The 23,844-nt window shown below is 61.1% G+C and carries 26 protein-coding genes and 1 riboswitch; of the genes, 3 read left to right on the plus strand and 23 right to left on the minus strand.

Annotated features, from left to right (window positions below):
• Window positions 1-277: 277 nt before the first annotated feature.
• Window positions 278-1,036 carry a M23 family metallopeptidase gene (locus DWY76_RS08605; RefSeq protein ID WP_165852595.1) on the plus strand — a complete coding sequence of 253 codons (759 nt, stop codon included), beginning with the start codon at window positions 278-280 and terminating at the stop codon, window positions 1,034-1,036.
• A 112-nt stretch (window positions 1,037-1,148) separates the two neighbouring features.
• Here the strand turns inward: DWY76_RS08605 and DWY76_RS08610 are convergent, their stop codons facing one another.
• Both DWY76_RS08610 and DWY76_RS08615 read right to left on the minus strand, forming a co-directional pair.
• Window positions 1,149-1,724, minus strand: a complete 576-nt coding sequence (locus tag DWY76_RS08610; protein WP_120080954.1) for an ATP-binding cassette domain-containing protein — start codon at window positions 1,722-1,724, stop codon at window positions 1,149-1,151.
• The gene (locus tag DWY76_RS08615; protein ID WP_120080956.1) at window positions 1,718-2,485 is read right to left on the minus strand and encodes an ABC transporter permease subunit; all 768 of its coding nucleotides are present in this window, start codon (window positions 2,483-2,485) and stop codon (window positions 1,718-1,720) included. The genes DWY76_RS08610 and DWY76_RS08615 overlap by 7 nt, the downstream gene beginning before the upstream one ends.
• A 344-nt stretch (window positions 2,486-2,829) precedes the next feature.
• Between DWY76_RS08615 and brnQ the strand changes: the two genes are divergently transcribed.
• Window positions 2,830-4,110 (plus strand): branched-chain amino acid transport system II carrier protein, encoded by a 1,281-nt coding sequence (brnQ, locus tag DWY76_RS08620; protein WP_120080958.1) that lies wholly within the window; start codon window positions 2,830-2,832, stop codon window positions 4,108-4,110.
• Window positions 4,111-4,162: 52 nt separating this feature from the next.
• On the opposite strand, the gene DWY76_RS08625 is transcribed toward brnQ, so the two are convergent.
• The 6 genes from DWY76_RS08625 to thiW form a co-directional block, all read right to left on the minus strand.
• Entirely contained in the window at window positions 4,163-5,548 is a 1,386-nt protein-coding gene (locus DWY76_RS08625) for an alanine/glycine:cation symporter family protein (RefSeq protein WP_005943194.1), read from the minus strand.
• Window positions 5,549-5,781: 233 nt separating this feature from the next.
• Complete coding sequence (locus DWY76_RS14015) at window positions 5,782-5,919, minus strand: hypothetical protein (RefSeq protein WP_165852596.1); 138 nt, start codon at window positions 5,917-5,919, stop codon at window positions 5,782-5,784.
• A gap of 257 nt (window positions 5,920-6,176) precedes the next feature.
• On the minus strand, window positions 6,177-7,487 hold the full coding sequence (gene thiC / locus DWY76_RS08630; protein WP_044953845.1) for a phosphomethylpyrimidine synthase ThiC: 1,311 nt from the start codon (window positions 7,485-7,487) through the stop codon (window positions 6,177-6,179).
• Window positions 7,488-7,689: 202 nt separating this feature from the next.
• Entirely contained in the window at window positions 7,690-8,325 is a 636-nt protein-coding gene (gene thiE / locus DWY76_RS08635) for a thiamine phosphate synthase (RefSeq protein ID WP_120080960.1), read from the minus strand.
• The gene (thiM, locus tag DWY76_RS08640; RefSeq protein WP_120080962.1) at window positions 8,312-9,133 is read right to left on the minus strand and encodes a hydroxyethylthiazole kinase; all 822 of its coding nucleotides are present in this window, start codon (window positions 9,131-9,133) and stop codon (window positions 8,312-8,314) included. Before thiM ends, thiE begins: the two co-directional genes overlap by 14 nt.
• Window positions 9,134-9,148: 15 nt before the next feature.
• Complete coding sequence (gene thiW / locus DWY76_RS08645; RefSeq protein ID WP_118528981.1) at window positions 9,149-9,664, minus strand: energy coupling factor transporter S component ThiW; 516 nt, start codon at window positions 9,662-9,664, stop codon at window positions 9,149-9,151.
• A gap of 290 nt (window positions 9,665-9,954) precedes the next feature.
• Window positions 9,955-10,062: riboswitch (TPP riboswitch) on the minus strand.
• A 185-nt stretch (window positions 10,063-10,247) separates the two neighbouring features.
• Here thiW and DWY76_RS08650 point away from each other — a divergent pair.
• Window positions 10,248-10,484, plus strand: a complete 237-nt coding sequence (locus DWY76_RS08650; protein WP_120080964.1) for a hypothetical protein — start codon at window positions 10,248-10,250, stop codon at window positions 10,482-10,484.
• Between the two features lie 162 nt (window positions 10,485-10,646).
• Here the strand turns inward: DWY76_RS08650 and DWY76_RS08655 are convergent, their stop codons facing one another.
• From DWY76_RS08655 to cobM, 15 genes are read right to left on the minus strand one after another with little or no spacing between them, the layout of a single operon-like run.
• Window positions 10,647-11,321: a precorrin-8X methylmutase gene (locus DWY76_RS08655; protein ID WP_120080966.1), complete on the minus strand. Its 675-nt coding sequence runs from the start codon at window positions 11,319-11,321 to the stop codon at window positions 10,647-10,649.
• Window positions 11,318-12,814, minus strand: coding sequence for a cobyric acid synthase (locus DWY76_RS08660; RefSeq protein WP_120080968.1), 1,497 nt, complete (start codon window positions 12,812-12,814; stop codon window positions 11,318-11,320). The genes DWY76_RS08655 and DWY76_RS08660 overlap by 4 nt, the downstream gene beginning before the upstream one ends.
• Window positions 12,811-13,878, minus strand: a complete 1,068-nt coding sequence (locus DWY76_RS08665) for a threonine-phosphate decarboxylase (RefSeq protein ID WP_120080970.1) — start codon at window positions 13,876-13,878, stop codon at window positions 12,811-12,813. Before DWY76_RS08665 ends, DWY76_RS08660 begins: the two co-directional genes overlap by 4 nt.
• Window positions 13,875-14,828 carry an adenosylcobinamide-phosphate synthase CbiB gene (gene cbiB, locus DWY76_RS08670; protein WP_120080972.1) on the minus strand — a complete coding sequence of 318 codons (954 nt, stop codon included), beginning with the start codon at window positions 14,826-14,828 and terminating at the stop codon, window positions 13,875-13,877. Before cbiB ends, DWY76_RS08665 begins: the two co-directional genes overlap by 4 nt.
• Entirely contained in the window at window positions 14,825-15,424 is a 600-nt protein-coding gene (locus tag DWY76_RS08675) for a histidine phosphatase family protein (RefSeq protein WP_005943240.1), read from the minus strand. The genes cbiB and DWY76_RS08675 overlap by 4 nt, the downstream gene beginning before the upstream one ends.
• Entirely contained in the window at window positions 15,418-15,738 is a 321-nt protein-coding gene (locus tag DWY76_RS08680) for a bifunctional adenosylcobinamide kinase/adenosylcobinamide-phosphate guanylyltransferase (protein ID WP_005943245.1), read from the minus strand. The genes DWY76_RS08675 and DWY76_RS08680 overlap by 7 nt, the downstream gene beginning before the upstream one ends.
• Complete coding sequence (locus DWY76_RS08685) at window positions 15,735-16,487, minus strand: adenosylcobinamide-GDP ribazoletransferase (protein ID WP_120080974.1); 753 nt, start codon at window positions 16,485-16,487, stop codon at window positions 15,735-15,737. The genes DWY76_RS08680 and DWY76_RS08685 overlap by 4 nt, the downstream gene beginning before the upstream one ends.
• Window positions 16,484-17,005: a bifunctional adenosylcobinamide kinase/adenosylcobinamide-phosphate guanylyltransferase gene (locus tag DWY76_RS08690; RefSeq protein WP_120080976.1), complete on the minus strand. Its 522-nt coding sequence runs from the start codon at window positions 17,003-17,005 to the stop codon at window positions 16,484-16,486. The genes DWY76_RS08685 and DWY76_RS08690 overlap by 4 nt, the downstream gene beginning before the upstream one ends.
• The gene (gene cobT, locus DWY76_RS08695; RefSeq protein WP_165852597.1) at window positions 16,999-18,063 is read right to left on the minus strand and encodes a nicotinate-nucleotide--dimethylbenzimidazole phosphoribosyltransferase; all 1,065 of its coding nucleotides are present in this window, start codon (window positions 18,061-18,063) and stop codon (window positions 16,999-17,001) included. Before cobT ends, DWY76_RS08690 begins: the two co-directional genes overlap by 7 nt.
• Before the next feature lie 5 nt (window positions 18,064-18,068).
• Window positions 18,069-19,406 (minus strand): cobyrinate a,c-diamide synthase, encoded by a 1,338-nt coding sequence (locus DWY76_RS08700; protein ID WP_120080980.1) that lies wholly within the window; start codon window positions 19,404-19,406, stop codon window positions 18,069-18,071.
• The gene (cbiE, locus tag DWY76_RS08705; protein ID WP_118528961.1) at window positions 19,403-20,599 is read right to left on the minus strand and encodes a precorrin-6y C5,15-methyltransferase (decarboxylating) subunit CbiE; all 1,197 of its coding nucleotides are present in this window, start codon (window positions 20,597-20,599) and stop codon (window positions 19,403-19,405) included. The genes DWY76_RS08700 and cbiE overlap by 4 nt, the downstream gene beginning before the upstream one ends.
• A complete protein-coding gene (gene cobK, locus DWY76_RS08710) occupies window positions 20,587-21,333 on the minus strand; it encodes a precorrin-6A reductase (protein WP_120080982.1) in 747 nt (248 codons plus the stop codon). Before cobK ends, cbiE begins: the two co-directional genes overlap by 13 nt.
• On the minus strand, window positions 21,330-22,097 hold the full coding sequence (gene cobJ, locus DWY76_RS08715) for a precorrin-3B C(17)-methyltransferase (RefSeq protein WP_120080984.1): 768 nt from the start codon (window positions 22,095-22,097) through the stop codon (window positions 21,330-21,332). The genes cobK and cobJ overlap by 4 nt, the downstream gene beginning before the upstream one ends.
• Window positions 22,090-23,085: a cobalamin biosynthesis protein gene (locus tag DWY76_RS08720; RefSeq protein ID WP_120080986.1), complete on the minus strand. Its 996-nt coding sequence runs from the start codon at window positions 23,083-23,085 to the stop codon at window positions 22,090-22,092. The genes cobJ and DWY76_RS08720 overlap by 8 nt, the downstream gene beginning before the upstream one ends.
• A complete protein-coding gene (cobM, locus tag DWY76_RS08725) occupies window positions 23,082-23,843 on the minus strand; it encodes a precorrin-4 C(11)-methyltransferase (RefSeq protein WP_120080988.1) in 762 nt (253 codons plus the stop codon). The genes DWY76_RS08720 and cobM overlap by 4 nt, the downstream gene beginning before the upstream one ends.
• Window position 23,844: the final 1 nt, after the last annotated feature.

Raw genomic sequence — 23,844 nt, forward strand, 5'->3', positions numbered from 1 at the left:
TATCATTTAGAATATCCTCCGCTTCGCTCTGGGTATCAACACAGAAGGCCACAGAGGGAAGATGCATTTTCCGGCTGCGGCCCCTCCTGTGAAAGTGCAGCCCAGCCAGACCCGCAGGTCTGGCTGGGCTGCTATATTACAAAATATCATTTCCTCTAAATATGCCCAGAGCAACGCGGAGGGCATTTAAATAAAAGAATGCATAAAACCTGCCCTGCTGTCCCACACTAAGCCCAGAAGCAATGCGTACACAATGCAGCAGATGGGAGTAACGACAATGGAGCAGATCAAAAAGTTTTTGCGCAGCAGGGGCTTTACACTGGCACTGCTGGCCTGTCTCGTCGCAGCCGCAGCGGCGGGCGTGTGGGCAGTGCGCACCGTGCGGGATGAACTGAAAAAGAGCTACGACGACCTGACGACCCCGCAGGAAGAACCTGCACCGGAGCCGCAGCTCACCCTTGACCCACAGGAGGACGATGTATGGCAGCAGCCCGTGACCGACGCCGCAGAATCTGCGGCAAATGTACCCAAGCCCGCATCCTCTGCGTCCTCTTCTGGGGCGCAGTCTGGCTCTGGTTTGGTGCACGAACCCTCCGCACTGCAGGGCGCATCCTCGCCTGCCAGCAGTTCAGCTGCGCCTGCCTCCACGCAGCCCGTCTCGGGCAGGGTCTTGAACGCCTACAGCGGCGATGAGCTGGTGTACAGCAGCACCCTTGGCGACTGGCGCACCCACAACGGTGTGGACTACGCCTGTGCGCAGGATGCACAGGTGTGTGCTCCCGCCGCCGGTAAGGTGACCGCTGTGGACACCGATAGCCGCTGGGGCAGTGTGGTGTGCATCGAGGACAACGCCGGGCACCTGTGGCGGGTGTGCGGCACTGCCGACCCCACGGTGCAGACCGGCGATGAAGTGAGTGTGGGCCAGATACTTGGCCGTGCAGGCAGCATTCCCAACGAATGCGCCGAGGAGACGCATATCCATCTGGAAGTACTGCAGGGTGAGCAGTACCTTGACCCGGCAAAGCTGCTGAACTGATGCAGTTCGCCGTATCCCCTGCGTATTTTTCAGTAAAATATTCCAAGCAGCAAAAAATCGGAAAGGCCGTTCTGGTCTTTCCGATTTTTCATTCTATAGGATCGATGCAGACTCAGGCATTTTCCAGCTCAACCACCGGCCAGCCCAGAAGGCGGATGGCTTCGCGGTCGTGGGTAGCCAGCAAGACAGGCTTTTCTCCGCAGCGCTCCCGCAGCAGAGCCGCAGCAGCGGCAAGGGTGTCCGGGTCCATGCCGGTAAAGGGTTCGTCTAACAGCAGCGTATCGCTGGCGGCCCACAAAGCCCGCAGCAGAGCCGTGCGGCGCTTCTGTCCGCCGGAAAGCCGTGTTGCAGGCAGGGCCAGTGCGGCAGCATCCATGCCAAACTGTTGAAAATCTTTTATGATTTGCTCCTTGTATTGTTCTGCACTGCCAGGCAATACCAGCGTCACGTTCTGCACAGCTGTCAGCTGCGGGCAGAGCCGGTCTTCCTGAAACACTGCTGCCACCCGGCCAACGCCCTGTACTATGCCAGAAGTGGGTTCTTCCAGCCCCATGAGGATGCGCAGCAATGTGGTCTTGCCCCAGCCACTGGGTGCCCACAGCACCGCCGGGCCTTCCACCGTGAGGCAGAGATCCCGGAAAAGCGTTTTCTTCCCGAACTGTTTTGTCAGATGCTTGATGGTCAGCATTGCGGCACCTCCCCGGTCACGGCGCGGGTCACGCAGTCCAGAAGCAGCAGGAACAGCTTTTCAAACCCGGCGCTGAGCAGGATGATCACAAACGTCCATGCGAACAGCTCCCCGGTGGAAAGGGTGATCTTGGCCCGGTAGAGTGCATCGCCGATGCTGCCATTGGGCAGGCCGATCACCTCAGCGGCAACGCCGCTCTTCCAGCAGATGCCAAGGGCCACGCTGCATCCCTGCCGGAAGGCCGGCAGCACCGCAGGCAGCCACACCGCCCGCAGCCGTCGGCCCAGCGGAAGGCGAAACACCTTCGTCATCTCCAACAGCTGTGGGTCTGCGCTCTGGATGCCGGTGCGCACCGCACCGTACAGCACGGGCAGCACCATTAAAAAGCTGATGAGCACCGAAAGCGATGCCCCCCGCACCCACACCAGCGCCAGAATGATAAAGCTTGCCACCGGCGTGGCTTTGACCAGCTGCAGCACCGGAGCAAGCAGCACATCTGCCGTGTGCCACGCCTGTGCGGCCACAGCCAGCACGATGCTTACGGCCACGCCCAGCCCAAAACCCAGCAGAATGCGCCCGGAGCTGAAACCCACCCGCTGCCAGAACTCTGCCTGCGGCAAAAGCCGCAAAAGAGTGCGCACCGCCTGCACCGGCGAAACAAGGAACACCTCCTGTCCCACCGCCATGGCGGCGCACTGCCACACCGCCAGCCAGAAGGCTGCAGCGCCCAGCCGCTGAAAAAGTTGTTTATGTTGCTTCATAAACTTACCTGCTCCTGATTACAAATAAATGCAGGACGGCAGGGTGTTTCTTCAGCGAATGATCCGAGGATAGGACCCTGTTGCCATAAGGCAACAGGGCGGGAGCTGGAAGTCCCGAATTTCGCGGAGAAAGCGCCCTGATGGCCTGCTCAGTTCTACATTATAATACCATATCTCTTTCCAAACGCCAATGACCCATGCATCATGATGCATAAGAGCTTATCATGCCTGTGATTACTTTTCTTCATGTTTTTCTTTCTTGACATGAAATCAATAAAACGATAAACTGAACTGTATAAATCTCTGTCATCTTTGATGCAGGAAAGAAATGAGGTGTCTGTCCTATGCAGAAGCTCTCCGGCAAAAGCCTGCTTTTGGTCAGTTTTACGCTATTTTCCATGTTTTTCGGAGCCGGGAACCTAATCTTCCCGCCGCATCTGGGCGCACAGGCCGGTACCAGCCTCTGGCCTGCCTTTGCGGGCCTTGCCGTCAGCGCCGTCGGCCTGCCCATTGCGGGCGTGGTGGCTGTGGCACGGGCAGGTGGTCTGGATAAGCTTGCCGGCCGGGTGCATCCGGTGTTCGCCATGGTGTTCACCATTCTGGTGTATCTTTCCATCGGCCCCTGCCTTGCCATTCCCCGCACGGCAAGCACCTCGTTCCAGATGCTGGTGCCGCTGATAGGCGGCGGTATCGGGCTGCAGCTGGCCTACTCGGTGCTGTTTTTTGCAGCGGCCTTTCTGGTGGCGCTGCGGCCGGAAAAGCTTACCGACTGGCTGGGCCGCATCCTCTGCCCCTGCCTGATCGTGCTCATCGTGGTGCTGTTTGCCGGGTGTCTCATCCATCCGCTGGCGGCACACTACGGCACACCCAGCGCAGAGTACGCAGCCCTGCCCGCTGTGCAGGGCATCCTGTACGGCTACCAGACCATGGACACGCTGGCCGGGCTGAACTTTGGCGCGGTCATCGCCCTGAACATCCGCGCCCGGGGTGTCACAGAAAGCCGTGCCGTGGAAGGCGGCACCATCCGGGCCGGTTTTATTGCAGGCGGGCTGATGCTGGTGGTCTACGCCATGCTGGGCCACGCCGGGGCCGAGACCGGCACGGTGTATCCGGGCCTTGCCACCGGTGCCGAGGTGCTCACCGCTCTGGCACAGCAGCTGTTCGGCCGGGCGGGCCTTGTGCTCATTGCGGCCATTTTTGTGATCGCATGCTTCAACACCTGCGTGGGCCTGATCGCCTGTGTGGGGCAGTATTTTCATCAGCTTCTGCCCCGCATCCCCTACCCTGCCCTTGCCGCTTTTTTTGCTGTGGCCAGTATGCTGGTATCGAACCTCGGCCTTGCTGCCATCATCCGGCTGTCCACTCCGGTGCTGAACGCCATTTATCCCGCAGCCATCGTGCTGATCCTGCTTTCCTTTATGCCGGGCCTTGAAAAGCACCGGGCGGTGTATCCGCTGTGCATGGGCCTGACCGCCCTGCAGAGCATCGCCGCTGCGCTGCCGCTGGGGGCAGTATCTGCCGCCGCCAACGCTCTGCCGCTGGGCAGCATGGGCTTTGGCTGGGTGCTGCCTGCGCTGGCCGGGCTTGCAGGCGGGCTGCTTTTAAACAAATCTGATCTGCAATAAAATAACCTGAAAGGCCCGGTTCCCATGTTACAGGGAGCCGGGCCTTTGCTATTTACTGCAGTTTTTTGCGTTTTTCGTAGTCGTTCAGGGCGGCAAGTGCTTCCTTTGCCATGGGCACCAAAGCTATCATGTTGAAAATGGTCATCAGGCCAATGCCCACGTCGCCCAGATCCCACACCACCGTGTAGGCCTGCATACCGCCGATCACCAGCATGGCCAGCGCGATCAGCTTATACACGGTCTGGCTCCACCAGTTGTCGCCGCACAGATAGGCCACATTGCCGCGGGCATAGTACAAAACGCCCAGAAAGGTGGAAAAGCTGAACAGCGCCAGCGTGGCCGCAATGAACACGACACCAAAGCCGCCCAGATGGTACTGCAGGGCAGTCTGCAAAAGGTCCATGCCCGCAAGTCCTTCCGTGATCTCCTGCGGCACCAGCAGCATCAAAAAAGCCGTGCAGCTGCAGATCACCACCGTATCGATCAGCACGCCCAGTGCCTGCACAAAGCCCATCTTGACCGGATCGTCGCACTCTGCGGCGGCGGCTGCACAGGGTGCCGAACCGCTGCCCGCTTCGTTGGAGAACAGGCCGCGCTTGACACCGTTCATCAGCACAGCACCAAAGCCGCCAGCCACGGCCTGCCGCAGACCGAACGCTTCCGCAAAGATGCGCCCGAACACCGCCGGGAGCTTGGGCAGGTTGAACAGCACGATGCCCACGGTGATGACAAAATAGCACACCGCCATGATGGGCACCATCACGTCCAGACTTTTCACGGTGGCATTCTTGCGCAGCACGATCACCGCCGCAATGGCCGTGAGCACCAGTGTGGTAGTAAGCGGCGGAATATGGAACGCATTTTCAAACGCGGAACTGACCGAGTTGGAGATTACCTGACTGATGCCGCACCAGCAGATGAGACCAGACACCGCAAACAGTGCCGCTACCACAGAGCGTTTGAGCTTTTTGCCGCGCCTGCGCTCCGCCAGCACATGCAGATAGTAGGCCGGTCCGCCGCGCCAGCCGCCGTACAGCGGGTCGGGCTGGCGGTATTTCTGGGCAAGGGTGGATTCGATAAAGGAGGTGGACGCACCCAGAATGGCAGTGACCCACATCCAGAACACCGCACCGGCACCGCCTGCAGAAACAGCGGCCACCACGCCCACCAGATTGCCCATGCCCACGCGGGTAGCGGTGGAAATGACCAGCGTCTGGAAGGAGGAAAGGCCGTCCCTGCCCTGCTTTTTCTCGCACACGGCGGCGATCATATCCCGGAACAGCCGCACCGGCAAAAGACGGGTGCGGCAGGTGAACCAGATGCCCGCCGTGAACAGCAGCACCACCATGAAGGAAATGCCGATGCCGCCGCCCAGCGGGATGGTGAACAGGTCGCCCCACAAAAGGCGATAGACGGATTCGATAAGATTTACCAGCAAGGCAGATTCCTCCTGTAGATCAATGGAATGAAGACGATAACTTCATTATAGTACAGTACAGAAGAATTGTAAATTCTAAAAAATCGATAGAAATAATCGATGGAACAGGATAACTTGACAAATCACATAGCTTCGATTATACTACAAACAGAAGGGGCGCTGACTGCAAAGGTCAGCTTTCCATCCCGTTAGTCAAAAAGATTGACCGCTCGAGTTGGGGAACTGTGAGGCGGTCAATCTTTTTTGTTATCATCGCTTTTCATCTGGGAAAACTTTGCCATGACCTCAACGGTCAGACGGATCACATCCACGACCAAGCTCAACAACGCGAGAATGAACGTGAGCAATGCGAGAGTCTCCAGCAGATTCATTCGATATCCCCCTCCCTTCGCCTTCAAGGCTCCGGGCAGGGTACTTTCAAAAAAGTTTCCTCCCGGACCTCTGCTTGTTCTATGTAGAAATAGAAAAACCAGCGATACGGGATAGAAAGCATGACCACCAATTTTGCAATCAGCGCCTTATTGTTATTTTAACACAATCTTTTTGGAATTACAACACAAAAGCCGCCCGGCGGTCATACCGGGCGGCGGAGGAAGATGCGCGCTGCTGCGCGCAAAACAGAAGATTTTTACAGAATGTCGATGTACTCACCGGCCAGCGCCTTGTTCATGCTGCGCACGGCACAGAACTTGCCGCACATGCTGCAGGTGTCGCTGTGGTCGTCCTCCGGCAGGCGGGCATCGCGGATGGCCTTTGCGGTCTCCGGGTCCAGTGCGCAGGCGAACTGTGCATCCCAGTCCAGCACACGGCGGGCATCGCCCATCTTATCGTCGATGTCCCGGGCGTGGGGGATGCCCTTGGCGATATCGGCGGCGTGGGCAGCGATCTTGGAGGCCACGATGCCCTGCTTCACATCGTCCACATTGGGCAGAGCCAGATGCTCGGCGGGGGTCACATAGCACAGGAAAGCTGCACCGCTGGCTGCAGCCACAGCGCCGCCGATGGCAGCGGTGATGTGGTCGTAACCGGGGGCGATATCGGTGACGAGGGGTCCCAGCACATAGAAGGGTGCGCCCATGCAGATGCTCTTCTGCACCTCCATGTTGGCAGCCACCTGATTCAGGGGCACATGGCCGGGGCCTTCCACCATCACCTGCACGTTGTGTGCCCATGCGCGCTTGGTCAACTCGCCCAGACGCACCAGCTCCTCGATCTGGCACACATCGGTGGCGTCAGCCAGACAGCCGGGACGGCAGGCATCGCCCAGCGAGATGGTCACATCGTGCTCGGCGCAGATCTCGCAGATCTCGTCAAAGTGCTCGTAGAAGGGGTTCTCGTTGCCGGTCATGCTCATCCATGCAAACACCAGAGAGCCGCCGCGGCTGACAATGTTCATCTTGCGCTTGTGCTTGCGGATCTGCTCGATGGTCTTGCGGGTGATGCCGCAGTGCAGGGTGACAAAGTCCACACCGTCCTCTGCATGCAGGCGCACCACATCGATGAAGTCCTGTGCGGTCAGCTCAGCCAGATCGCGCTGGTAGTGGATGACCGAATCGTACACCGGCACGGTGCCGATCATCACCGGGCACTCGTGGGTCAGCTTCTGGCGGAAGGGCTGGGTGTTGCCGTGGCTGGAAAGATCCATAATGGCTTCGGCACCCATGTTGACGGCGCTCATCACCTTCTGCATCTCCACGTTGTAGTCCTTGCAGTCGCGGGAGACACCAAGGTTCACGTTGATCTTGGTGCGCAGCATGGAGCCGACACCCTCGGGGTTCAAACACTCGTGGTGCTTGTTGGCCGGGATGGCTACCTTGCCCTCGGCCACCCACTGGCGGATCTCCTCGGTGGTGCGGTATTCCTTCTTTGCCACGATCTCCATCTGCGGCGTGATGATGCCCTTGCGGGCAGCATCCATCTGGGTAGTATAAGTCTGCATACGCTCTGTTCCTCCAAATGACAGTTTATCTCTGAACAGCAGGGTGCTGGTCATACAAGGGTAGGGAAAGGCAGCCGTCATTCAGAAAAAACAGAACGTTCTGGATGCCGGCACCTGCGCAAAATACGCTTTTCATGTTGGTTTTCTCCATGAATTTTATAACGCGGCCCAAGGTGGTGTCCCCGGTTTGCCGCGGGATCGGTCAGATGATCTGCTCCGACAGGGCTTTCAACTCTTTGCACTCGGTCTCGATGTCGTCTGCTGCAAAGATGGCGCTCACAAGGGCCACGCCATCCACACCGGTGCCCTTGAGCTGCAGGATGTTCTCCTTGTGGATGCCGCCAATGGCCACCACCGGGATGTCCACGGCATCACAGATGGCCTTCAGGGTCTCGTGGGGCAGAACGTCCACATCGGTCTTGGTATGGGTGGCAAAGGCTGCGCCCACGCCAAGGCAGTCTGCGCCGTGCTTGACGGCTTCCAGTGCTTCCTCCACACTGTGGACGGAAACGCCGATCATCATACCGTCGCCCACACGGGCGCGCACCTGCGCTGCGGCCATATCCTCCTGCCCCACATGCACGCCCTCGGCGTGGCAGCGGATGGCAATGTCCACATTGTCGTTCACAAAGAACGGCACGCCGTAGCGCTGGCACAGAGCATGGATCTCCACAGCCTCTTTCAGAAAGGCTTCGTCGTCCAGCTCTTTTTCACGCAGCTGCACACAGGTGACACCGCCCTTCAGGGCGCTCTCCACCTGTTCATAGAGGGTCTGCTTTCCCACCCATGCGCGGTCGGTGACGGCATACAGAAGCATGTTCTGCTTATCGCACTTCATAGTTTGCTCCTTCTTCCAGCTGATCCGGGGTCATATTGTAAATGGCATCGATGATATAATTGCGGTAGGTGGAGTTGCCGTCCAGCGGGGTCAGGCGCTTGTGGGCGGTCTCGCCCGCAAGGCCCATGGCGCACACTGCAGCTGCAGCGGCTTCCAGCGGATGTCCGGGGTTGGCGGTGACGAACGCCGCCGTCAGGGCCGAAAGCTGGCATCCGGTGCCGGTGATGCTGCTCATCATAGCATTGCCGTTGCGGATGCAGTAGGCTTTTTCGGCATCGGCCACGATGTCGATGGCACCGGTAATGGCAATAACGGCACTCGTCTGGGCTGCAAAGGCCTTGGCAAAGGCCACGGCACTGTCCAGATTGGCCTCAGTAACTTTATCGGCCACATCGGCATCCACGCCCTTGGTGGTTCCCGCGCCGGAGGCCAGCGTTTTGATCTCGGAGATGTTACCGCGGATCACGGTGAACTTTACGTCCCTGAGCAGGCGGAAAGCCGTGTCGGTGCGCAGGCGGGATGCACCCGCACCCACCGGGTCCAGCACCACAGGATGGCCCAGCTGGTTTGCCTTTTTGCCCGCCAGCAGCATGCTGGTGATGGTGCGGCTGTTCAGGGTGCCGATGTTGATGTTCAGACCGCCGCAGATGGTGGTGATGTCCTCCACCTCGGCGGCATCGTCGGCCATGATGGGCGAAGCACCGCAGGCCAGCACCATGTTGGCGCAGTCGTTCACGGTGACGTAGTTGGTAATGTTATGGATGAGCGGGCAGGTGCGGCGCAGGTTCTCGAATTCTGTTTTGAACATTCGGGTGCCCCTCCGTCAGGAAAGACTGTTCTGCATGGAGCGCAGTGCGCCGGAGCGCTGCAGGCTGTACACCAGCACGCCCGCAATGATGGAACCCACTGCAGTGGAGATGAGGAACGGCACGATGTAGGCATAGAACGCGATGTCGCCGGCGCTCTTGCCCATGAGGAAGATGGCCACCGGGTAAGCGCACAGGCCGCCCAGAATGCTGGTGCCGAACACCTCGCCCACCATGGTGGCAAGGATGTTTTTGGTCTTATGGTACACAAGGCCGCACAGCAGTGCGCCGAACATGCTGCCGGGGAAGGCCATCAGGCTGCCCAGACCCAGCAGATTGCGCAGCAGCGAGGCCACAAAGGCCACGCCCACGCCCCACCACGGGCCAAGCAGCACCGCGCAGGTCACATTGACCATGTGCTGGATGGGTGCACATTTGCTGCCGAACATGGGGAAGCTGAATACGCTGCCCACCACGCACAGAGCGCACAGCATGCCGGCCAGCGCCAGCTTTTTCACAGAGAGTTTTTTCATAAGGCAAGGCTCCTTTCCAAACCTGCGGAAGCAGCAAAAACCATACAGCGCCTCCGCAAACAGCCCGCACCCGGTGCCAGACCCGGCGCAGGAACTATAAGAAGCGGTCGAGACTTGCTGGTCTCCTCTCACGCCGGAACACGGCTTCCCATCGCTGACGGTTACAAAGCTCAGGGCGCTCCCCCTCAGCCCGCTGCGGCACTTCCGCAGAAAAGTACAAGGTATCCTCCTTAATGGTAATAGGTACACAACAAAAAACAGGAGACACCTTCCGCGGTGCCTCCTGCAAAAAATCATCCATTCTGACTTCCTACGGCGGCATTATCCGCATCAGGTAAAAGGGTCGAAGTTTGGGTACTTCCTCTCAGCCTGCTTTACAAGCTCCCCTGTATTTGATTGTGACTGTATTTTACACCCTTTGCGCACAAATTGCAAGAGGGGGCAAAGGCGCGCACAGCGGTTCAAAACGTTTTTCACGCAGGTTTTGGGGCGTTTCACGCAGGTTTTATTGAAAAAGAAGGTGAAATATGGTATTTTCAAGGCGGACGCATACCCCCCCGTAAGCAAAAAGGAGGAATTCCATATGAAGCAGACGACCCTGACCCAAAGGCTGCTTTCGGCCATCGTGGCGCTGTGCATGGTGCTGAGCGTGTGCGCACCCGCCTTTGCGGATGTGACCGACCCTGATATGGCCAAGGCCGCACAGTGGTGCACCGAGCAGGGCACCATGGGTGCCAAGGGCGACCGCTTCGAGCCCGAAGGCTGGACCCCGAAGTTCAAGGTGATCGAAGTGTGGAACAAGGCGTTCCCCGCAGCCTGATGCCGGCAGTGTGGATGCCGTGCTCGGTTCGGACCTTTTCCGTGAAAATGGGGCTGTTGCAAAATAGCTCTCTGAAAAAATCATGAACAAAACCCGGAACCTTTTCTCGGCCAAAACGGCTCAAAAAGGGTTCCGGGTTTTTGATGTTATACTGTTTCCGCCTTATCCGTTCCACCCTCTGGCAGAGGGGTCCAGCATTTCGGCGGCAGAGTAAATGAGGGCGTTGCAGATGGCTGCAGCCACATTGCTGCCGCCCTTGCGGCCCATGGCGGCGATGGCAGGCACGCCGTATCGCTCGCAGGCGGCAAACAGTACTTCCTTGCTTTCCACCACATTCACAAACCCCACCGGCACGCCAATGACCAGCGCAGGCCGCAGACCGGCTTCCATTTCCTCCGCAATGGTCAAAAGGGCCGTGGGCGCATTGCCAATGGCCAGAATGGCCCCCGGGTGCTCCCGGGCAGCGCGGTGCATGGCGGCAACGGCACGGGTGGTGCCCGCCTGCTTTGCGGCTTCGGCCACAGCGGGGTCTGCCATGTAGCAGATGGCTTCACCGTTCAGTTTTTTCAGGCCCGGCTTTGTGATGCCCGCCAGCGCCATATTGGTGTCGGTAACGATGAAAGCACCCGCGTGCAGGGCCTTGACTGCGGCTTCCACCGCGCCGGGTGTAAAGCGCAGATTTTTGGCATAGTCGAAATCCGCGGTGGTGTGGATGACCCGCTTGACCACCGCAGCCATCTCCGGCGGCGGGGTCAGGCCCAGCTCGTCCAATTCCCTTGTGATAATGGAGATGCTCGTCCGTTCAATGTCGGCGGGCAGATGATGCTGCGGTGTCATGTGTTGTCTCCTTTTTGCATTCCCATGGCGGCATAGATGGCGGGCATATCCAGTGCCGCGCGCACACCATCGGCAAGCAGATCAAACTGCTGCTGACGGTACTGCTCCATGGGGATAAGCTCGGCCCCGGCCGGATCGATGCCCTTCCGTTTGCACAAAAATGCGGTCAGTTTTTCGGTCAGTTCGCCGGTGTCGAACAGGCCGTGCAGATAGGTACCGAATACACCGTCCTGCACACAGCCCTCCGGCGTGCCGTCTGCAAGGATGCAGAACGCACTGCCCCGCACCTCGGTGCGGCCTGCGTGGATCTCGTAGCCCGTCAGCTTTGCGCCTGCAAAGGGTTCTGTGGTCACACAGGCTGTGGTCTGGGTCAGGTGCTTTTCGGTGCCGAACACCGTCGTGGTGGGCAGCAGGCCAAGGCCCCGCAGGGTGCAGGGGGTGCCGCTCTCCTCCCCTGCCGGGTCGCAGAGCTGTTCGCCCAGCATCTGATAGCCGCCGCACACGCCCAGCACCGGCGTACCGGCTGCCGAAAGCCTGAGCACCGCCGCTTCCAGTCCGCTTTCCCGCAGCCAGCGCAGGTCGTCCATGGTGTTCTTGGTGCCGGGCAGGATGACGAGATCCGGTGCACCCAGCTGGCGGGTGCGCTGCACATACCGCACGCCCAGCAGCGGGTGCTGTTCCAGCGGGATAAAATCGGTGAAGTTGGATACATGCGGCAGGCGCAGGATGGCGATATCCAGCGGCTTGACCGCAGCTTTTGTATCCAGCCGGTCGGAGAGGGAGTCCTCGTCCTCGATCTCCACCCGCAGGTACGGCACTACGCCCAGCACGGGCAGCTGCGTTTTTTCTTCCAGCATGGCAAGGCCGGGCCGCAGGATCTCCACATCGCCCCGGAACTTGTTGATGATGAGGCCCCTGATGCGGGCACGCTCGTCGGCTTCCAGCAGCTCCACAGTGCCGTACAGCTGCGCGAATACGCCGCCCCGGTCGATATCGCCCGCCAGAAGCACCGGCGCATCCACCAGCTTTGCAAGGCCCATGTTGACGATATCGTCGGCTTTCAGGTTGATCTCCGCCGGGCTGCCCGCGCCTTCGATCACGATAATGTCGTTCTCGGCGGCAAGGCTGTTGTAGGCTTCCAGAATGTCCGGGATAAGGCTGCGCTTCATTTTAAAGTAGGCGGCGGCAGGCATCTGGCCCCGGGCCTTGCCGTTCACGATCACCTGACTGCCCACATCGCTGCTGGGCTTGAGCAGGATGGGGTTCATGCGCACATCCGGCTCCACGCCTGCAGCCTGTGCCTGCACCACCTGAGCACGGCCCATCTCTGCACCGTTGCGGGTGACGAAGCTGTTCAGGGCCATGTTCTGGCTTTTGAAAGGGGCCACGCGGTAGCCATCCTGCGCAAAGATGCGGCACAGCGCCGCGCACAGCAGGCTTTTGCCCGCACCGCTCATGGTGCCCTGCACCATAATGCATTTTGCCTTGCTCATTGTGCCACCTCCGGCAGGGTCTCGGCCAGCAGTGCAAGCAGCTGCCGGTTCTCGTTTTCTGTGCGCACGGCGGTGCGGTACCAGCTGGCATCAAGGCCCGGATAATTGCCGCAGCTGCGCAGTACCGCACCCTTGCGGCGCAGCGCTTCGCCCAGCGCTTCCGGCGCGCGGAACAGCAGATAGTTAACCCGGCCCTCGATCACCCGCAGGCCCAGCGCCCGCAGGCCGTCTGCCAGCACAGGCCGCTGTGCTTCGATCAATGCACGCACCTTCGCCACATATTCCGTCTCATCCAGCGCAGCAATGCCCGCCGCCTGTGCCAGACTGGAAACCGCCCACGGCTGGCCCGCTGCCCGCATCCGGGCAAGCAGCTCTGTATCAGAGCACAGGCAATAGCCCAGACGCACGCCTGCCATGCCGTAAAGCTTGGTGAAGGCTTTTAAAATAATCAGTTTTTTGCTGTTTTTCAGCAGATGCTTTGCCGAAAGGCCTTCGCCCTCCGGCAGAAAATCCAGAAAGCATTCGTCCACGGCCAGCACCGCACCCACGGCTTCGCATCTGCGCAGCAGCGCTTCCACAAGGGCAGGCTCTGCCAGCTGACCGGTGGGGTTGTTGGGCTGACAGAGGAACACCATATTTGTACCCAGGTGCACCGCGTTCAGGAGATCTTTCGTCACCGTAAAATCGTTTTCTTCCCGCAAAAAATGCCGTTCCACCGTGCAGCCTGCCGTTTCAAGGGCGGTGGCATACTCGGCAAAAGTGGGGGCCGTTACCAGTGCAGTGCGGGGCTTTGCAGCCAGCGCCAGCCGGAAGATGAGGTCTGCCGCGCCGTTGCCGCACAGCAGCCATTCGGCGGGCACTCCCTCAGCCACCGCCAGTTTTTCACGCAGGGCCCGGCACAGCGGGTCGGGGTAGCGGTCGGCCGTGGCAAGCGCTGCCGTAATGGCCTTTGCCACCCCTTCCGGCAGCCCCAGCGGACTGACATTGGCCGAAAAATCCAGCGGGTCGCGGCCAAACTCGGCGCGATAGCCCGCCCAGTCGCCGCCATGGGTCAATTGTTTCATGCAAGGAACCCCCGTATTGCTGCACCCCATGCCAGCGCAAAGCCGCTTGCCACATACATCATGCGGTTGGCGCGCAGGATGTCCTGCGGTTCAATGGGGCGCAGGGCATCGCCGATGGTAGGCTTGGGGTAATATTCGCCAAAATAGTAGGCCGGGCCGGCCAGCTGCACGCCCAGTGCACCGGCGCAGGCGCTTTCGGTCTGGGCGCTGTTGGGGCTGGCGTGGTTGCGCCGGTCCCGCCGCCAGATGCGCCATGCGCCCTTGGCATCGTTGCCGGTAAAGGCCGCAGCGGCCACCCACAAAAGGGCGGCAATGCGGCTGGGGATGTAGTTGGCCACATCGTCCAGCTTCGCGGCTGCGCGGCCAAAGTAAAGATACTTCTCGTTTTTGTAGCCCAGCATGCTGTCCATGGTATTGATAGCCTTGTAGGTCAGCGCCAGCGGTGCCCCGCCGATGAGCATATACAGCAGCGGCGCAATGACGCCGTCGCTGGCATTTTCGGCCACCGTTTCCACCGCAGCTTTGGTCACACCCTCTGCGGTCAGGTTCTGGGTGTCGCGGCCCACGATGCGGCTCACGGCTTTGCGAGCGGCGGGCAGGTCGTTCCGAACCAGCTCGTTATACACATTTGTGCTCTCCTGCGCAAGGCCCCTTGCCGCCAGCGCCTGCCCGCACCAGAACATCTGCACCGCAAGGCCCAGCCACGGGCTGAGCTTTGCCGCCGCCAGACACACAAGGCTCGTGACCAGAAAGGTGCCCACCGGCAGGCAGAACGCCGTCACGGCACCGCCCAGCAGCTCGCCCTGCGGGGTGCCGGGCAGGCGGGCGCGCAGGAACTTTTCCAGCCGGGAGATGCATCTGCCCATAAGCACCACCGGGTGCGGCAGCCACGCCGGGTCGCCGAAGAGCGCGTCCAGCACAAAACCGCCGACAACTGCCTGAAGGATCATGCCCTGCTCTCCTTTGTGTACTGGACGGTCTTCACGAGATACAGCAGATGCTTTTCCGTCCAGTCCTTTGCATCCAGCACAAAGCCGCCCGCGTTGGGTCCGCACCATGCGTAATAGTCCCTGTGGGGGACGGCAAACCGCTCCATGGCGGCCATCTGGGTGCCGCCGTGGGCCAGAATGACCAGCCGTTCTTCGCCTGCGGCAAGAGCTTTATCGATCAGCTCTGCCACGGTGCGGCAGATGCGATCTGAAAAATCCGTCTTGCGCTCTCCATCCGGGCAGGGGCTTTCGCAGTTGGCCTTCACCCATGCCTGATACTCGGGGTCCTTTTCCATCTCGATGAAATTGCGGCCCTCAAAGCTGCCAAAGCACATCTCTTTCAGGCCGTCCACCGGCACAAGCTTCGCCTCCGGGAACAGGATGCGCGCCGTCTGGCTGGTGCGCTGCAAGGTGGAAACATAGACCACATCGGGGTCAAAATCTGCCCGGCGCAGCTGAGCAGCGCCTTCGGGTGAGAGCGGGATGTCGCGCTGGCCCTGATAACGCTTCTGGGCGTTGTATTCCGTCTGGCCATGACGCAGAAGATAGATCAGCATTGAGACAATTCTCCTTTCAAAACCGTGGGGATGCCGCAGAACATCTGCACAACGCATTCGGCCCGTGCGGCCAGCAGGCAGGCAAGCCTGCCCGCCGCCTCGCGGTCTGCGCGCTGTTTGACATCCATCGGCACAACACCGCCGCCTACCTCGGTGGCGATGAGGATATCGTATTCATGGGCAAGCTTATCTGCCAAGGCAGGCAGGTCGGCGGCATCGGCAGCCAATACCTGCACGTCCGAAAGACGCTTGCCGGGAAGTGTTTGCGCAAAGGTGCGCTTGCCGCTGTAGAGCGGCCCGGTAATAAAGATCATAGCAGCCCTCCCCACTGGCAGGCACACAGCGCCGCCAGCATCCAGAGCTCGGCCTTTTGCAAAAACCATCCGGCAAGGTCGCCGGTGATGCCGCCGAACTGTTTCCGGCTCACGGCATGGTAGCGCCAGAGCACCGCCAGCGCTGCCAGCACCAGCGCCCAGCCGCCCAGCGCCGCCATACCCACGCACAGCACTGCGGCCAGCACCGCCAGCACCCGGCGCACCACAGTTTTGTCTGCTGCAGTGGCAAAGGTGTGTGCAAGACCGGTGTTTTTTGCCATGGGGAACGATGCCACCGCAAGGCCCGAAAGCGCCCGTTCCAGCACCAGTGCCAGAACCCACAGCACACCCACGCGGGGTGTAAAACTCACACAGGTGCACAGGGCAAAATAGGCCAGAAAATAGCTGCACAGCCGGATGACCGCAAAGGCACCGCAATGGGGGTCTTTTAATATTTCCAGCTTCTTTTCTCGGTCGCCGTAGCTGGAAAGGGCATCGCAGGTGTCGGCATAGCCGTCCAGATGGATGCCGCCGGTGATCCATACCGGGATCAGCGCAAAGCCCGCCGCCTTGGCAAAGCCTGGCAGGGGCAGCGCGCCACACACACACCACGCTGCACCAATAACGACACCAATGAGCGGGAAGGCGCACATGGCGTAGCGCATATTCTTTTCATTCCAGTCGAACTGCGGCACCGGGATGGCCGAAAACATGGCAAAGGCCACCGCAATGGTCTGCAAAACGATCATTTTTCCACTCCTTTATGATAGACTGGGATGCCGCATACCACCCGCACCACATTGTCGGCCCGGGCGGCAAAGGCATTGTTCACCTGCGCCAGTGCCAGCAGATAGCGGCCTGTGTCACCGGCATAGTCGGCCCCGCCGCTGAACACCTCGTTGGAAACAACGATGAGGTTTTCGCACTGGGCTGCAAGGCTTTCCAGCCCGTGCAGGATGGCTTTGGCCGCGTTTTCCCCTGCTCCCGCCGGGTCGTACAGCTCGTTGGCGGCAAGGTTGCCCAGGTCTTCCAGCAAGGCAGTGCCCCGCGCAGGCAGGCGCACATTGTCCAGATGCAAGGGACACTCCACCGTTTCAAACTGCTTTGCGGCCCGCATTTTGCGGTGCTTTTCTACCCGGGCGGCACACTCGGCATCCCACACCTGCATGGTGGCAAGATAGTAGCGGGGGCCGGTGGTCCTGAGCACAAGGCTCTCGGCATATTCACTTTTGCCGCTGGCCGCGCCGCCCAGAACCAGCGTCAACATTGGGGCGTATACGGCGCAATGCCGCCCTCCGCAAAGGAGTAGCACCCGCCGTATACGGCCAACGCCATATCCCACAGCGGGATGCTGGCCACCGCGCCGGTGCCCTCGCCCAGATGCAGCCCCGCCGTAATGATGGGTGCCTTGCCCAGTGCTTCCAGCACGATGCGCGCGGCAGGCTCTGCCGAGCAGTGGCTTGCAAACACAGCCTTTGCCGCCGCCGGGCACAGCCGCACGGCGCACAGCGCGGCCACTCCGCTGATAAAGCCATCTGCCAGCACTGGCACGCCGGCCAGTGCACCGCCCAGAAACACACCGCACAGGCCCGCGATATCAAAGCCGCCAAGCTTGGAAAGCACATCCAATGTGTCTTCCGGGTCCGGCTCATTGCAAAGGATGCCGCGGCAGATGGCATCCACCTTGCGGGCAAGCCCTTCGTCCGAGAGGCCCGCACCGCGCCCGGTCATAAGCTCCACGGGCTGGCCCAGCAGCACTGCCGCCACCGCGCTGGAGGTGGTGGTATTGCCAATGCCCATTTCACCGGTGGCGATGAGCCTGTAGCCATCCTCTGCCAGTTCCCGGGCAAGGGCAATGCCCTCCCCAACGGCCTGCACGGCCTCGGCCCGGCTCATGGCAGGGCCTTGGGTAAAATCCGCCGTGCCTGCGGCAATGCGGCAGCTGCGCACGCCGGGCACCGGTTCGCCTGCCATGCCCATATCCACGGGCAGAACATCGCAGTGGGCCGTGCGGGCCATCTGGCACACACTGGTGCGCCGCATGGCAAGGTTTTCGGCCACGGCACGGGTCACTTCCTGCCCGGTCTGGCTCACGCCCTGCGCCACCACGCCGTTATCCGCGCAGAGCACCACCACCACCCGGCGGGAAAGATCAAGCTCCGCACTGCCGGTAAGGGCGGCGGCATCCTCCAGCATGGTCTCCAGCCGGCCCAACCCGCCCAGAGGCTTTGCAAGGCTGGCCCAGTGGGCGTGTGCCGCCGCACGGGCGGCTTCGTTGGCCGGGGTGATACCCGCCAAAAGTGCATTCAGTTCCGTTTCGGTCATTTTGGTCATCCTTTTGTTTTGCTGTATCGTTCTGCCGCGCGCACAAAGCGGCCCGGCAGGGGCGTGCCCGCCCAGTATAAATGCGGGAACCCCGCATAGAAATTCTCGTTTGCAAAGCCGCATTCCCACTGCATTTTTTCGTTTTTGCAGGCAGTAAATGCAGTGCCGTTTGCGGTGGAATCCCAGTGGTGGAATTCGTGGATGGGCAGCGTTTCTCCGGCGCAGAAGAGCATACTGTCCGCCTTGGCAGTCATTTCGGCATAGCCAAAGCGCACCAGCCTTCCCACCCGGATGCCATCGCCCGGCAGAACGTCTGCCATGGGCCACGCCTTACCGTCGACATCCTCAAGGCTCCGGCCCAGATACAAAAAGCCGCCGCATTCGGCCGCTGTGGGCAGGCCCGCCTGCACGGCCTGCCGGATGGAAGCCAGCATGGTTTTGTTTTCACTCAGCGTTTTGGCGTACAGCTCCGGGTAGCCGCCGGGCAGATACAGCCCACCTATATTTTCCGGCAAAACCGCATCCTGCACCGGGCTGAAAAGCACAAGCTCCGCCCCGGCATCCCGCAGTGCGTCCAGCGTTTCGGCATAGGTAAAGCAGAACGCCTCGTCCTTTGCCACCGCAATGCGGACGGATGTGGGTGCAGCTGCTCCCGGCAAAGCTTCCGGCGCAGGCTTTTCGGTCAGCACGGCAAGGCGCTGCCAATCCAGCACCAGTGCATCGGCCAGCAGGGTGATCTTTTCCTGCAGGTCGGCAATTTCATCTGCAGTCTTCAGGCCGAGGTGTCGGCTTTCTACCGCTGCCTGCGGCAAATGGGGCAGATAGCCCAGCACCGGCAGGCCGGTCTCCCTTTCCAGCAGGGCCTTGAGCATTTTATACAGCTTTTCGGAACAATCATTGAGCAGGATGCCCGAAACATGGCTGTTTTTGCGGAAGCTCACAAGGCCCTGAATTTGTGCGGCCAGCGTCACGCTGGCACCCTTGGGCTGTACCACCAGCAGCACCGGCAGGCCCAGCGTATCCGCCAGTTCCCAAGCGCTGGCACGGGTGGTCAGGCCCTGACCATCATAAAAGCCCATAGCGCCCTCGCACACGGCGGCACCATGCCCGGCGGCATAGCGGGCAAAAATGGCCCGCACCATATCCCTGTTGGAAAGAAACAGATCCAGATTGTGGCTGTCCACCTGCAGAGCCGAGCGGTGGAACATGGGGTCGATGTAGTCCGGCCCGCTTTTGAACGCACAGGGGTCGGCCCCGCGCTTTTTCAGCGCCGCCAACACTGCGCAGGCAACAGTGGTCTTGCCGCTGCCGGAAGAAGGCGCGGCGATGAGGAATTGCATCATTTGCGTGTACCCGTAATGAGGAAGATGGGGTTATTGGCCATGAGCAGGTGCAGTCGGCCCGCCGGTTTTGTGCGGCTGACGGCGATCTGCGTTACCTCTGCGGTCAGGCCCCGGGCCGTGAGGGCGGCAATGGCAGCGCCCAGCGTTTCCAGCGCAATGGCCGAAATGCAGATGCGTGCGTTCGGATTCTTGCCGAGCACTTCATCCAGCACGGCTTCCATGCCGCCTTTGGTGCCGCCGATGAACACGGCATCCGGCGCAGGCAGGTCTGCCAGCACATCCGGTGCGCGGCCCTCGATGAGGATGAGGTTGCAAGCATGGAACTTTGCCCGGTTTTTACGGATCAGTTCACAGGCATCCGGTTCACACTCCACGGCGTAAACGCGGCCTTTGGGTGCCGCTAGCGCAAGCTCCACGCTCACACTGCCGGTGCCTGCGCCCACATCCCACAGAGTGTCGGTGGGCATTACCGCCAGCTTTGCCAGCGCAGCAGCGCGCACCTCCTGCTTGGTCATGGGCACCTCGCTCCGGATGAAGCTTTCGTCCGGGAAGCCCGGCGCACGCAGCTGCGGCAGATCAAAGTTTTCCACCAGAAGCACGCTGAGTGGTGCAAAGCTCTGCCCCGCCAGCTCTGCAGCAGAGCCGTAGCGGATGGCTTCCGCCTCGGTGCCAAGGTTTTCGCCCACCACGCCGTGGGCTTCGCCCATACCGGCATCGGTCAGCTTCTGGCACAGAGAGGCGGGCGTTTCAGTGCCGCCGGTGAGGAAGAACACCGAACGGTTCATCATGCACTCGGCCACCGGGTCGCAGGCACAGCCATGGGCCGAGACCAGCTTCCAGTCCTGCCACGGTCGGCCCAGCGCCGCTGAAAGCAGCTGGATGCTGGAAACGCCCGGATACACCCGCGCGGGGATGCCCAGCGCCCGCAGCGGCGTGAGCAGACCGGACGCACCGGAGTAAAATCCGGTATCGCCGCTGTAAAGCACGGCAGCATCCTGCCCGGGGTTTTGTGCCAGTGTTTCCAGAATGTCAGCGGGCTGGTAGAGCGCGAACTGCCGGGCCGTGCAGTCTGCAGGCAGGCCCGCCAGCAGCCGCTTTGCACCGAACACAAGGCCCGCGCTGCGCACAGCCTGCTGCGCCTGCGCCGAAAGGGCTTCCCATTTTCCGCTGCCCATGCCGATCAGTGTGACCATTGCAAAATCTCCTTGCAATACGCTAAAATTTGTGTTTCCGTCTCGCCAGTTTCCGGCGGGCGGCGCAGCACCACCAGCTGTGCGCCGGTATCGGCAGCGGCCTGCACCTTCTCGGCAAAGCCGCCCGCTGCGCCGCCGTCCTTGGTGACGAGGTACCGGATCTGGAACTGTGTTATTAACGCCTTATTCAGCGCCAGACTGAACGGCCCCTGCATGGCAATGATGTTCCGGTGCGGGACATTGGCCGCTTCACAGGCGGCAATGCCCTCCGGCGTGGGCAGGACGCGCGGGTAAAGCCGCGCCGGTTCCAGCCCGGCAAACACAGCCAGCTCCTTGGCACCGGTGGCAAGCAGGATATTGCCCTCTGTCCCGGCCAGATATTCTGCAGCCTGCGCTGCTGTTTCAAACACCGCACAGCCGGGCGGCAAAGGGCTTTGCGCACGCAGCAGGCGGCGGTATTCCACACCCGCCTGCACCGCTGCAGCGCGGATGTTCCTGGTGGCATCCACTGCATAAGGGTGGGTGGCATCCACGCAGAGATCAGCTCCCGCCAGCAATGCCGCCATGGCATCCGGCTGCAGCCGCCCGGCGTGCACCGTGATGCCCGCCATTTCGCCCTGCTCCTCGGCACCCAGCGGCGTTGCCACGCACACCGTTACCACAACGCCAAGCTCTGCCAGCTTTTTGGAAAAGCGACGGCCCTCGGTGGTGCCGCTGAACACGACCGCCTTCACTTACGGTACCCCCGCGGCGTGACCATCCGGCCCGAAAGGGCGCGGGTATTGCTGTTGCCGATATACACGGTGGTGAACATATCCACCGGCGTGTTTTCCAGCTCGGCCAGCGTCAGCACCCGGGCGCTCTGGCCCTCGCGGCCAATGTTGCGCACAAGGCCGCAGACGGTATCATCCGCCTTGCCGTTTGCGCGCAGGATGCGCACTGCCTTTTGCAGGTAGTCCGGCCTGCCCTTGGAGGAAGGATTATAGAGTGCAGCGCAGAAATCTCCCTGCGCTGCGCAGGCCAGCCGCTTTTCGATGACCTCCCACGGGGTAAGCCGGTCGGAAAGGGAGATCACGCAGAAATCGTGGGCCAGCGGCGCGCCCAGCACAGCCCCACCGCTGAGGGCGGCCGTAAGGCCGGGCACCACTTCTACGGCAACGTCCGGGTAATCCTGCGCCAGTTCCAGCACAGGGCTGGCCATACCGTAAACGCCTGCGTCGCCGCTGCACACCATCACCACGCGCCTGCCGGTATCCGCCTTTTCCAGCGCCCAGCGGCAGCGGTCGATCTCCTTGGTCATGCCGGTGGAATAATATTCCTCACATGGGAACTCCTGCTCGATCAGGTCAAGATAAAGTTTATAGCCGCAGATGGCATCTGCGTGTTCCAGAACATTCCGGGCTTCCTGTGTCAGGTAGTAAACATCTCCGGGGCCAATGCCCACCACGTAGACTATCTTTTCCGGTTCGTCGATCTCAAATTCCATCGGGTCAAACATTCTGCCACCTCCAGTCCGGGGCATAGGGCCGCACGGCCAGCGCAAAGGTCACGCCGGTATGGGCATATTTGTGAAAAACGAGTGTCCCGTCTGCGGCCAGCACTGCCGACCGTTCACAGACATTATCCACGCCGGTAACGCTCTGCACAAAGGCCGAAGGCGTAAAGCTGCCGGGGGCGGCACGCAGCTGTTCCGCTGTGAAAAACTGCACCGGCCAGCTGTGGCTCTTACAGAAGGTCAGCAGGCCCGCCTCGTTTTGTTTTAAGTCGATGCTTGCCGCCGCCGTGATGCATTGCGGCGCAAGGCGGTTCTGGGCACAGAAAGCTGCAAAGGCTTCGGCCAGCGTTTCGGTGCCGGTGCCGCGTTTGCAGCCCACGCCCAGCACGCCGATGCGCGGCACCAGATGCAGCGCATCCCCCGCCGGGCAGAGGGTGAGGGCAAAGTCCGGGGCATCTCCCGCCGTGATCCCATCAGGCGGTGCACCCGCAATGGGCCAGTCGGATGCAAACTGCACCGTTTTGCCCGCCAGCAGTGCACCGCTGACAAGCTTGATGCGCTCCGGCTCCAGCACGGTGCAGTTCTGGTGCTTTGCCCACTCGTCCACCGCAAACACACCGTTTGCGTCGGTGGCTGTGGTGATCACCGGCACCGCACCGCACACAGCGGCAAGCGCCCGGGCAAGGTCGTTGGCACCGCCCAGGTGGCCTGAGAGGATGGGCACGGCAAAGCGGCCGCACTCGTCCAGCACCACAACGGCAGGGTCCTGCGCCTTGCTTTGGCAGTGGGGCGCAATGGCCCGCACCGCAATGCCCACAGCACCTACAAAAACAAGGGCATCGCTCCCGGCAAACTGGCGGGCCGTCCAATCGGCAAGGTGCACCTGCCCGGCTTCATGGCCGCAGCGGGCCACGCTGCCGGGATATGCCGCCGCCAGTTTTTGGGCCAGTGCAAGGCCCTTTGCCGTAAAGGCCAGATAGGCGCGGGTCACCGGTCTGTCCCCTTGCGGAACTCGGTGGTAAAGGCCGGGTCGTAGAGCTTGCTGCGCTCATAATTCCGGCCCAGAAAGCCGCCTGCCACGATGAGCGCCGTTTTGGTGATACCCGCTGCATGAACGCTTTCCGCCAGCGTACCTACGGTGCAGCGCACCGTTTTTTCTTCCGGCCATGTGGCCTTATATACCACCGCTGCCGGGGTATCCGGCGTATAGGCACCGCCTGCCAGAAGCGCCTGCTGTACTTTGTCCACAAGGCCGATGGATAGGAAAATGACCATCGTTGCCCCGTGGGCGGCAAGGCTTGCCAGCTTTTCTTTTTCCGGCACCGGGGTGCGGCCCTCCATGCGGGTGATGATGACGGTCTGGCTCACGGTGGGCAGCGTGTACTCTGCATTCAGTGCCGCCGCTGCACCGCAGAAGCTGGACACACCGGGGGTATCATCGTAGGGAATGCCCTCGGCGTCCAGCACATCCATCTGCTCCCGGATGGCACCGTAAAGGCTGGGGTCGCCGGTGTGCAGGCGCACGGTGATCTTACCCGCAGCTTCCATCTGCCGCATCACATCCAGCACCTGCTCCAGCGTCATTTCAGCGCTGTTATAAATGGCGCAGTCTGCCTTTGCAAGGCCCAGCAGGGCCGGGTTCACCAGACTGCCCGCATAGATGATGCAGTCGGCTTTCTGAAGCAGGGCCGCGCCCCGCCGGGTGATGAGGTCCGGTGCGCCGGGGCCTGCACCAACAAAATGTACCATA

Source organism: Faecalibacterium sp. AF27-11BH (genome assembly GCF_003603005.1).
In the GTDB taxonomy this organism is placed as follows: Bacteria; Bacillota; Clostridia; order Oscillospirales; family Ruminococcaceae; genus Faecalibacterium; species Faecalibacterium taiwanense.

Excerpts from the sequence above, each read along its gene's own strand:
- DWY76_RS08605 (WP_165852595.1), top strand. The coding sequence starts at position 278 with ATGGAGCAGATCAAAAAGTTTTTGCGCAGCAGGGGCTTTACACTGGCA.
- DWY76_RS08610 (WP_120080954.1), bottom strand. The coding sequence starts at position 1,724 with ATGCTGACCATCAAGCATCTGACAAAACAGTTCGGGAAGAAAACGCTT.
- DWY76_RS08615 (WP_120080956.1), bottom strand. The coding sequence starts at position 2,485 with ATGAAGCAACATAAACAACTTTTTCAGCGGCTGGGCGCTGCAGCCTTC.
- brnQ (WP_120080958.1), top strand. The coding sequence starts at position 2,830 with ATGCAGAAGCTCTCCGGCAAAAGCCTGCTTTTGGTCAGTTTTACGCTA.
- DWY76_RS14015 (WP_165852596.1), bottom strand. The coding sequence starts at position 5,919 with ATGAATCTGCTGGAGACTCTCGCATTGCTCACGTTCATTCTCGCGTTG.
- thiC (WP_044953845.1), bottom strand. The coding sequence starts at position 7,487 with ATGCAGACTTATACTACCCAGATGGATGCTGCCCGCAAGGGCATCATC.
- thiE (WP_120080960.1), bottom strand. The coding sequence starts at position 8,325 with ATGAAGTGCGATAAGCAGAACATGCTTCTGTATGCCGTCACCGACCGC.
- thiM (WP_120080962.1), bottom strand. The coding sequence starts at position 9,133 with ATGTTCAAAACAGAATTCGAGAACCTGCGCCGCACCTGCCCGCTCATC.
- thiW (WP_118528981.1), bottom strand. The coding sequence starts at position 9,664 with ATGAAAAAACTCTCTGTGAAAAAGCTGGCGCTGGCCGGCATGCTGTGC.
- DWY76_RS08650 (WP_120080964.1), top strand. The coding sequence starts at position 10,248 with ATGAAGCAGACGACCCTGACCCAAAGGCTGCTTTCGGCCATCGTGGCG.
- DWY76_RS08655 (WP_120080966.1), bottom strand. The coding sequence starts at position 11,321 with ATGACACCGCAGCATCATCTGCCCGCCGACATTGAACGGACGAGCATC.
- DWY76_RS08660 (WP_120080968.1), bottom strand. The coding sequence starts at position 12,814 with ATGAGCAAGGCAAAATGCATTATGGTGCAGGGCACCATGAGCGGTGCG.
- DWY76_RS08665 (WP_120080970.1), bottom strand. The coding sequence starts at position 13,878 with ATGAAACAATTGACCCATGGCGGCGACTGGGCGGGCTATCGCGCCGAG.
- cbiB (WP_120080972.1), bottom strand. The coding sequence starts at position 14,828 with ATGATCCTTCAGGCAGTTGTCGGCGGTTTTGTGCTGGACGCGCTCTTC.
- DWY76_RS08675 (WP_005943240.1), bottom strand. The coding sequence starts at position 15,424 with ATGCTGATCTATCTTCTGCGTCATGGCCAGACGGAATACAACGCCCAG.
- DWY76_RS08680 (WP_005943245.1), bottom strand. The coding sequence starts at position 15,738 with ATGATCTTTATTACCGGGCCGCTCTACAGCGGCAAGCGCACCTTTGCG.
- DWY76_RS08685 (WP_120080974.1), bottom strand. The coding sequence starts at position 16,487 with ATGATCGTTTTGCAGACCATTGCGGTGGCCTTTGCCATGTTTTCGGCC.
- DWY76_RS08690 (WP_120080976.1), bottom strand. The coding sequence starts at position 17,005 with ATGTTGACGCTGGTTCTGGGCGGCGCGGCCAGCGGCAAAAGTGAATAT.
- cobT (WP_165852597.1), bottom strand. The coding sequence starts at position 18,063 with ATGACCGAAACGGAACTGAATGCACTTTTGGCGGGTATCACCCCGGCC.
- DWY76_RS08700 (WP_120080980.1), bottom strand. The coding sequence starts at position 19,406 with ATGATGCAATTCCTCATCGCCGCGCCTTCTTCCGGCAGCGGCAAGACC.
- cbiE (WP_118528961.1), bottom strand. The coding sequence starts at position 20,599 with ATGGTCACACTGATCGGCATGGGCAGCGGAAAATGGGAAGCCCTTTCG.
- cobJ (WP_120080984.1), bottom strand. The coding sequence starts at position 22,097 with ATGTTTGACCCGATGGAATTTGAGATCGACGAACCGGAAAAGATAGTC.
- cobM (WP_120080988.1), bottom strand. The coding sequence starts at position 23,843 with ATGGTACATTTTGTTGGTGCAGGCCCCGGCGCACCGGACCTCATCACC.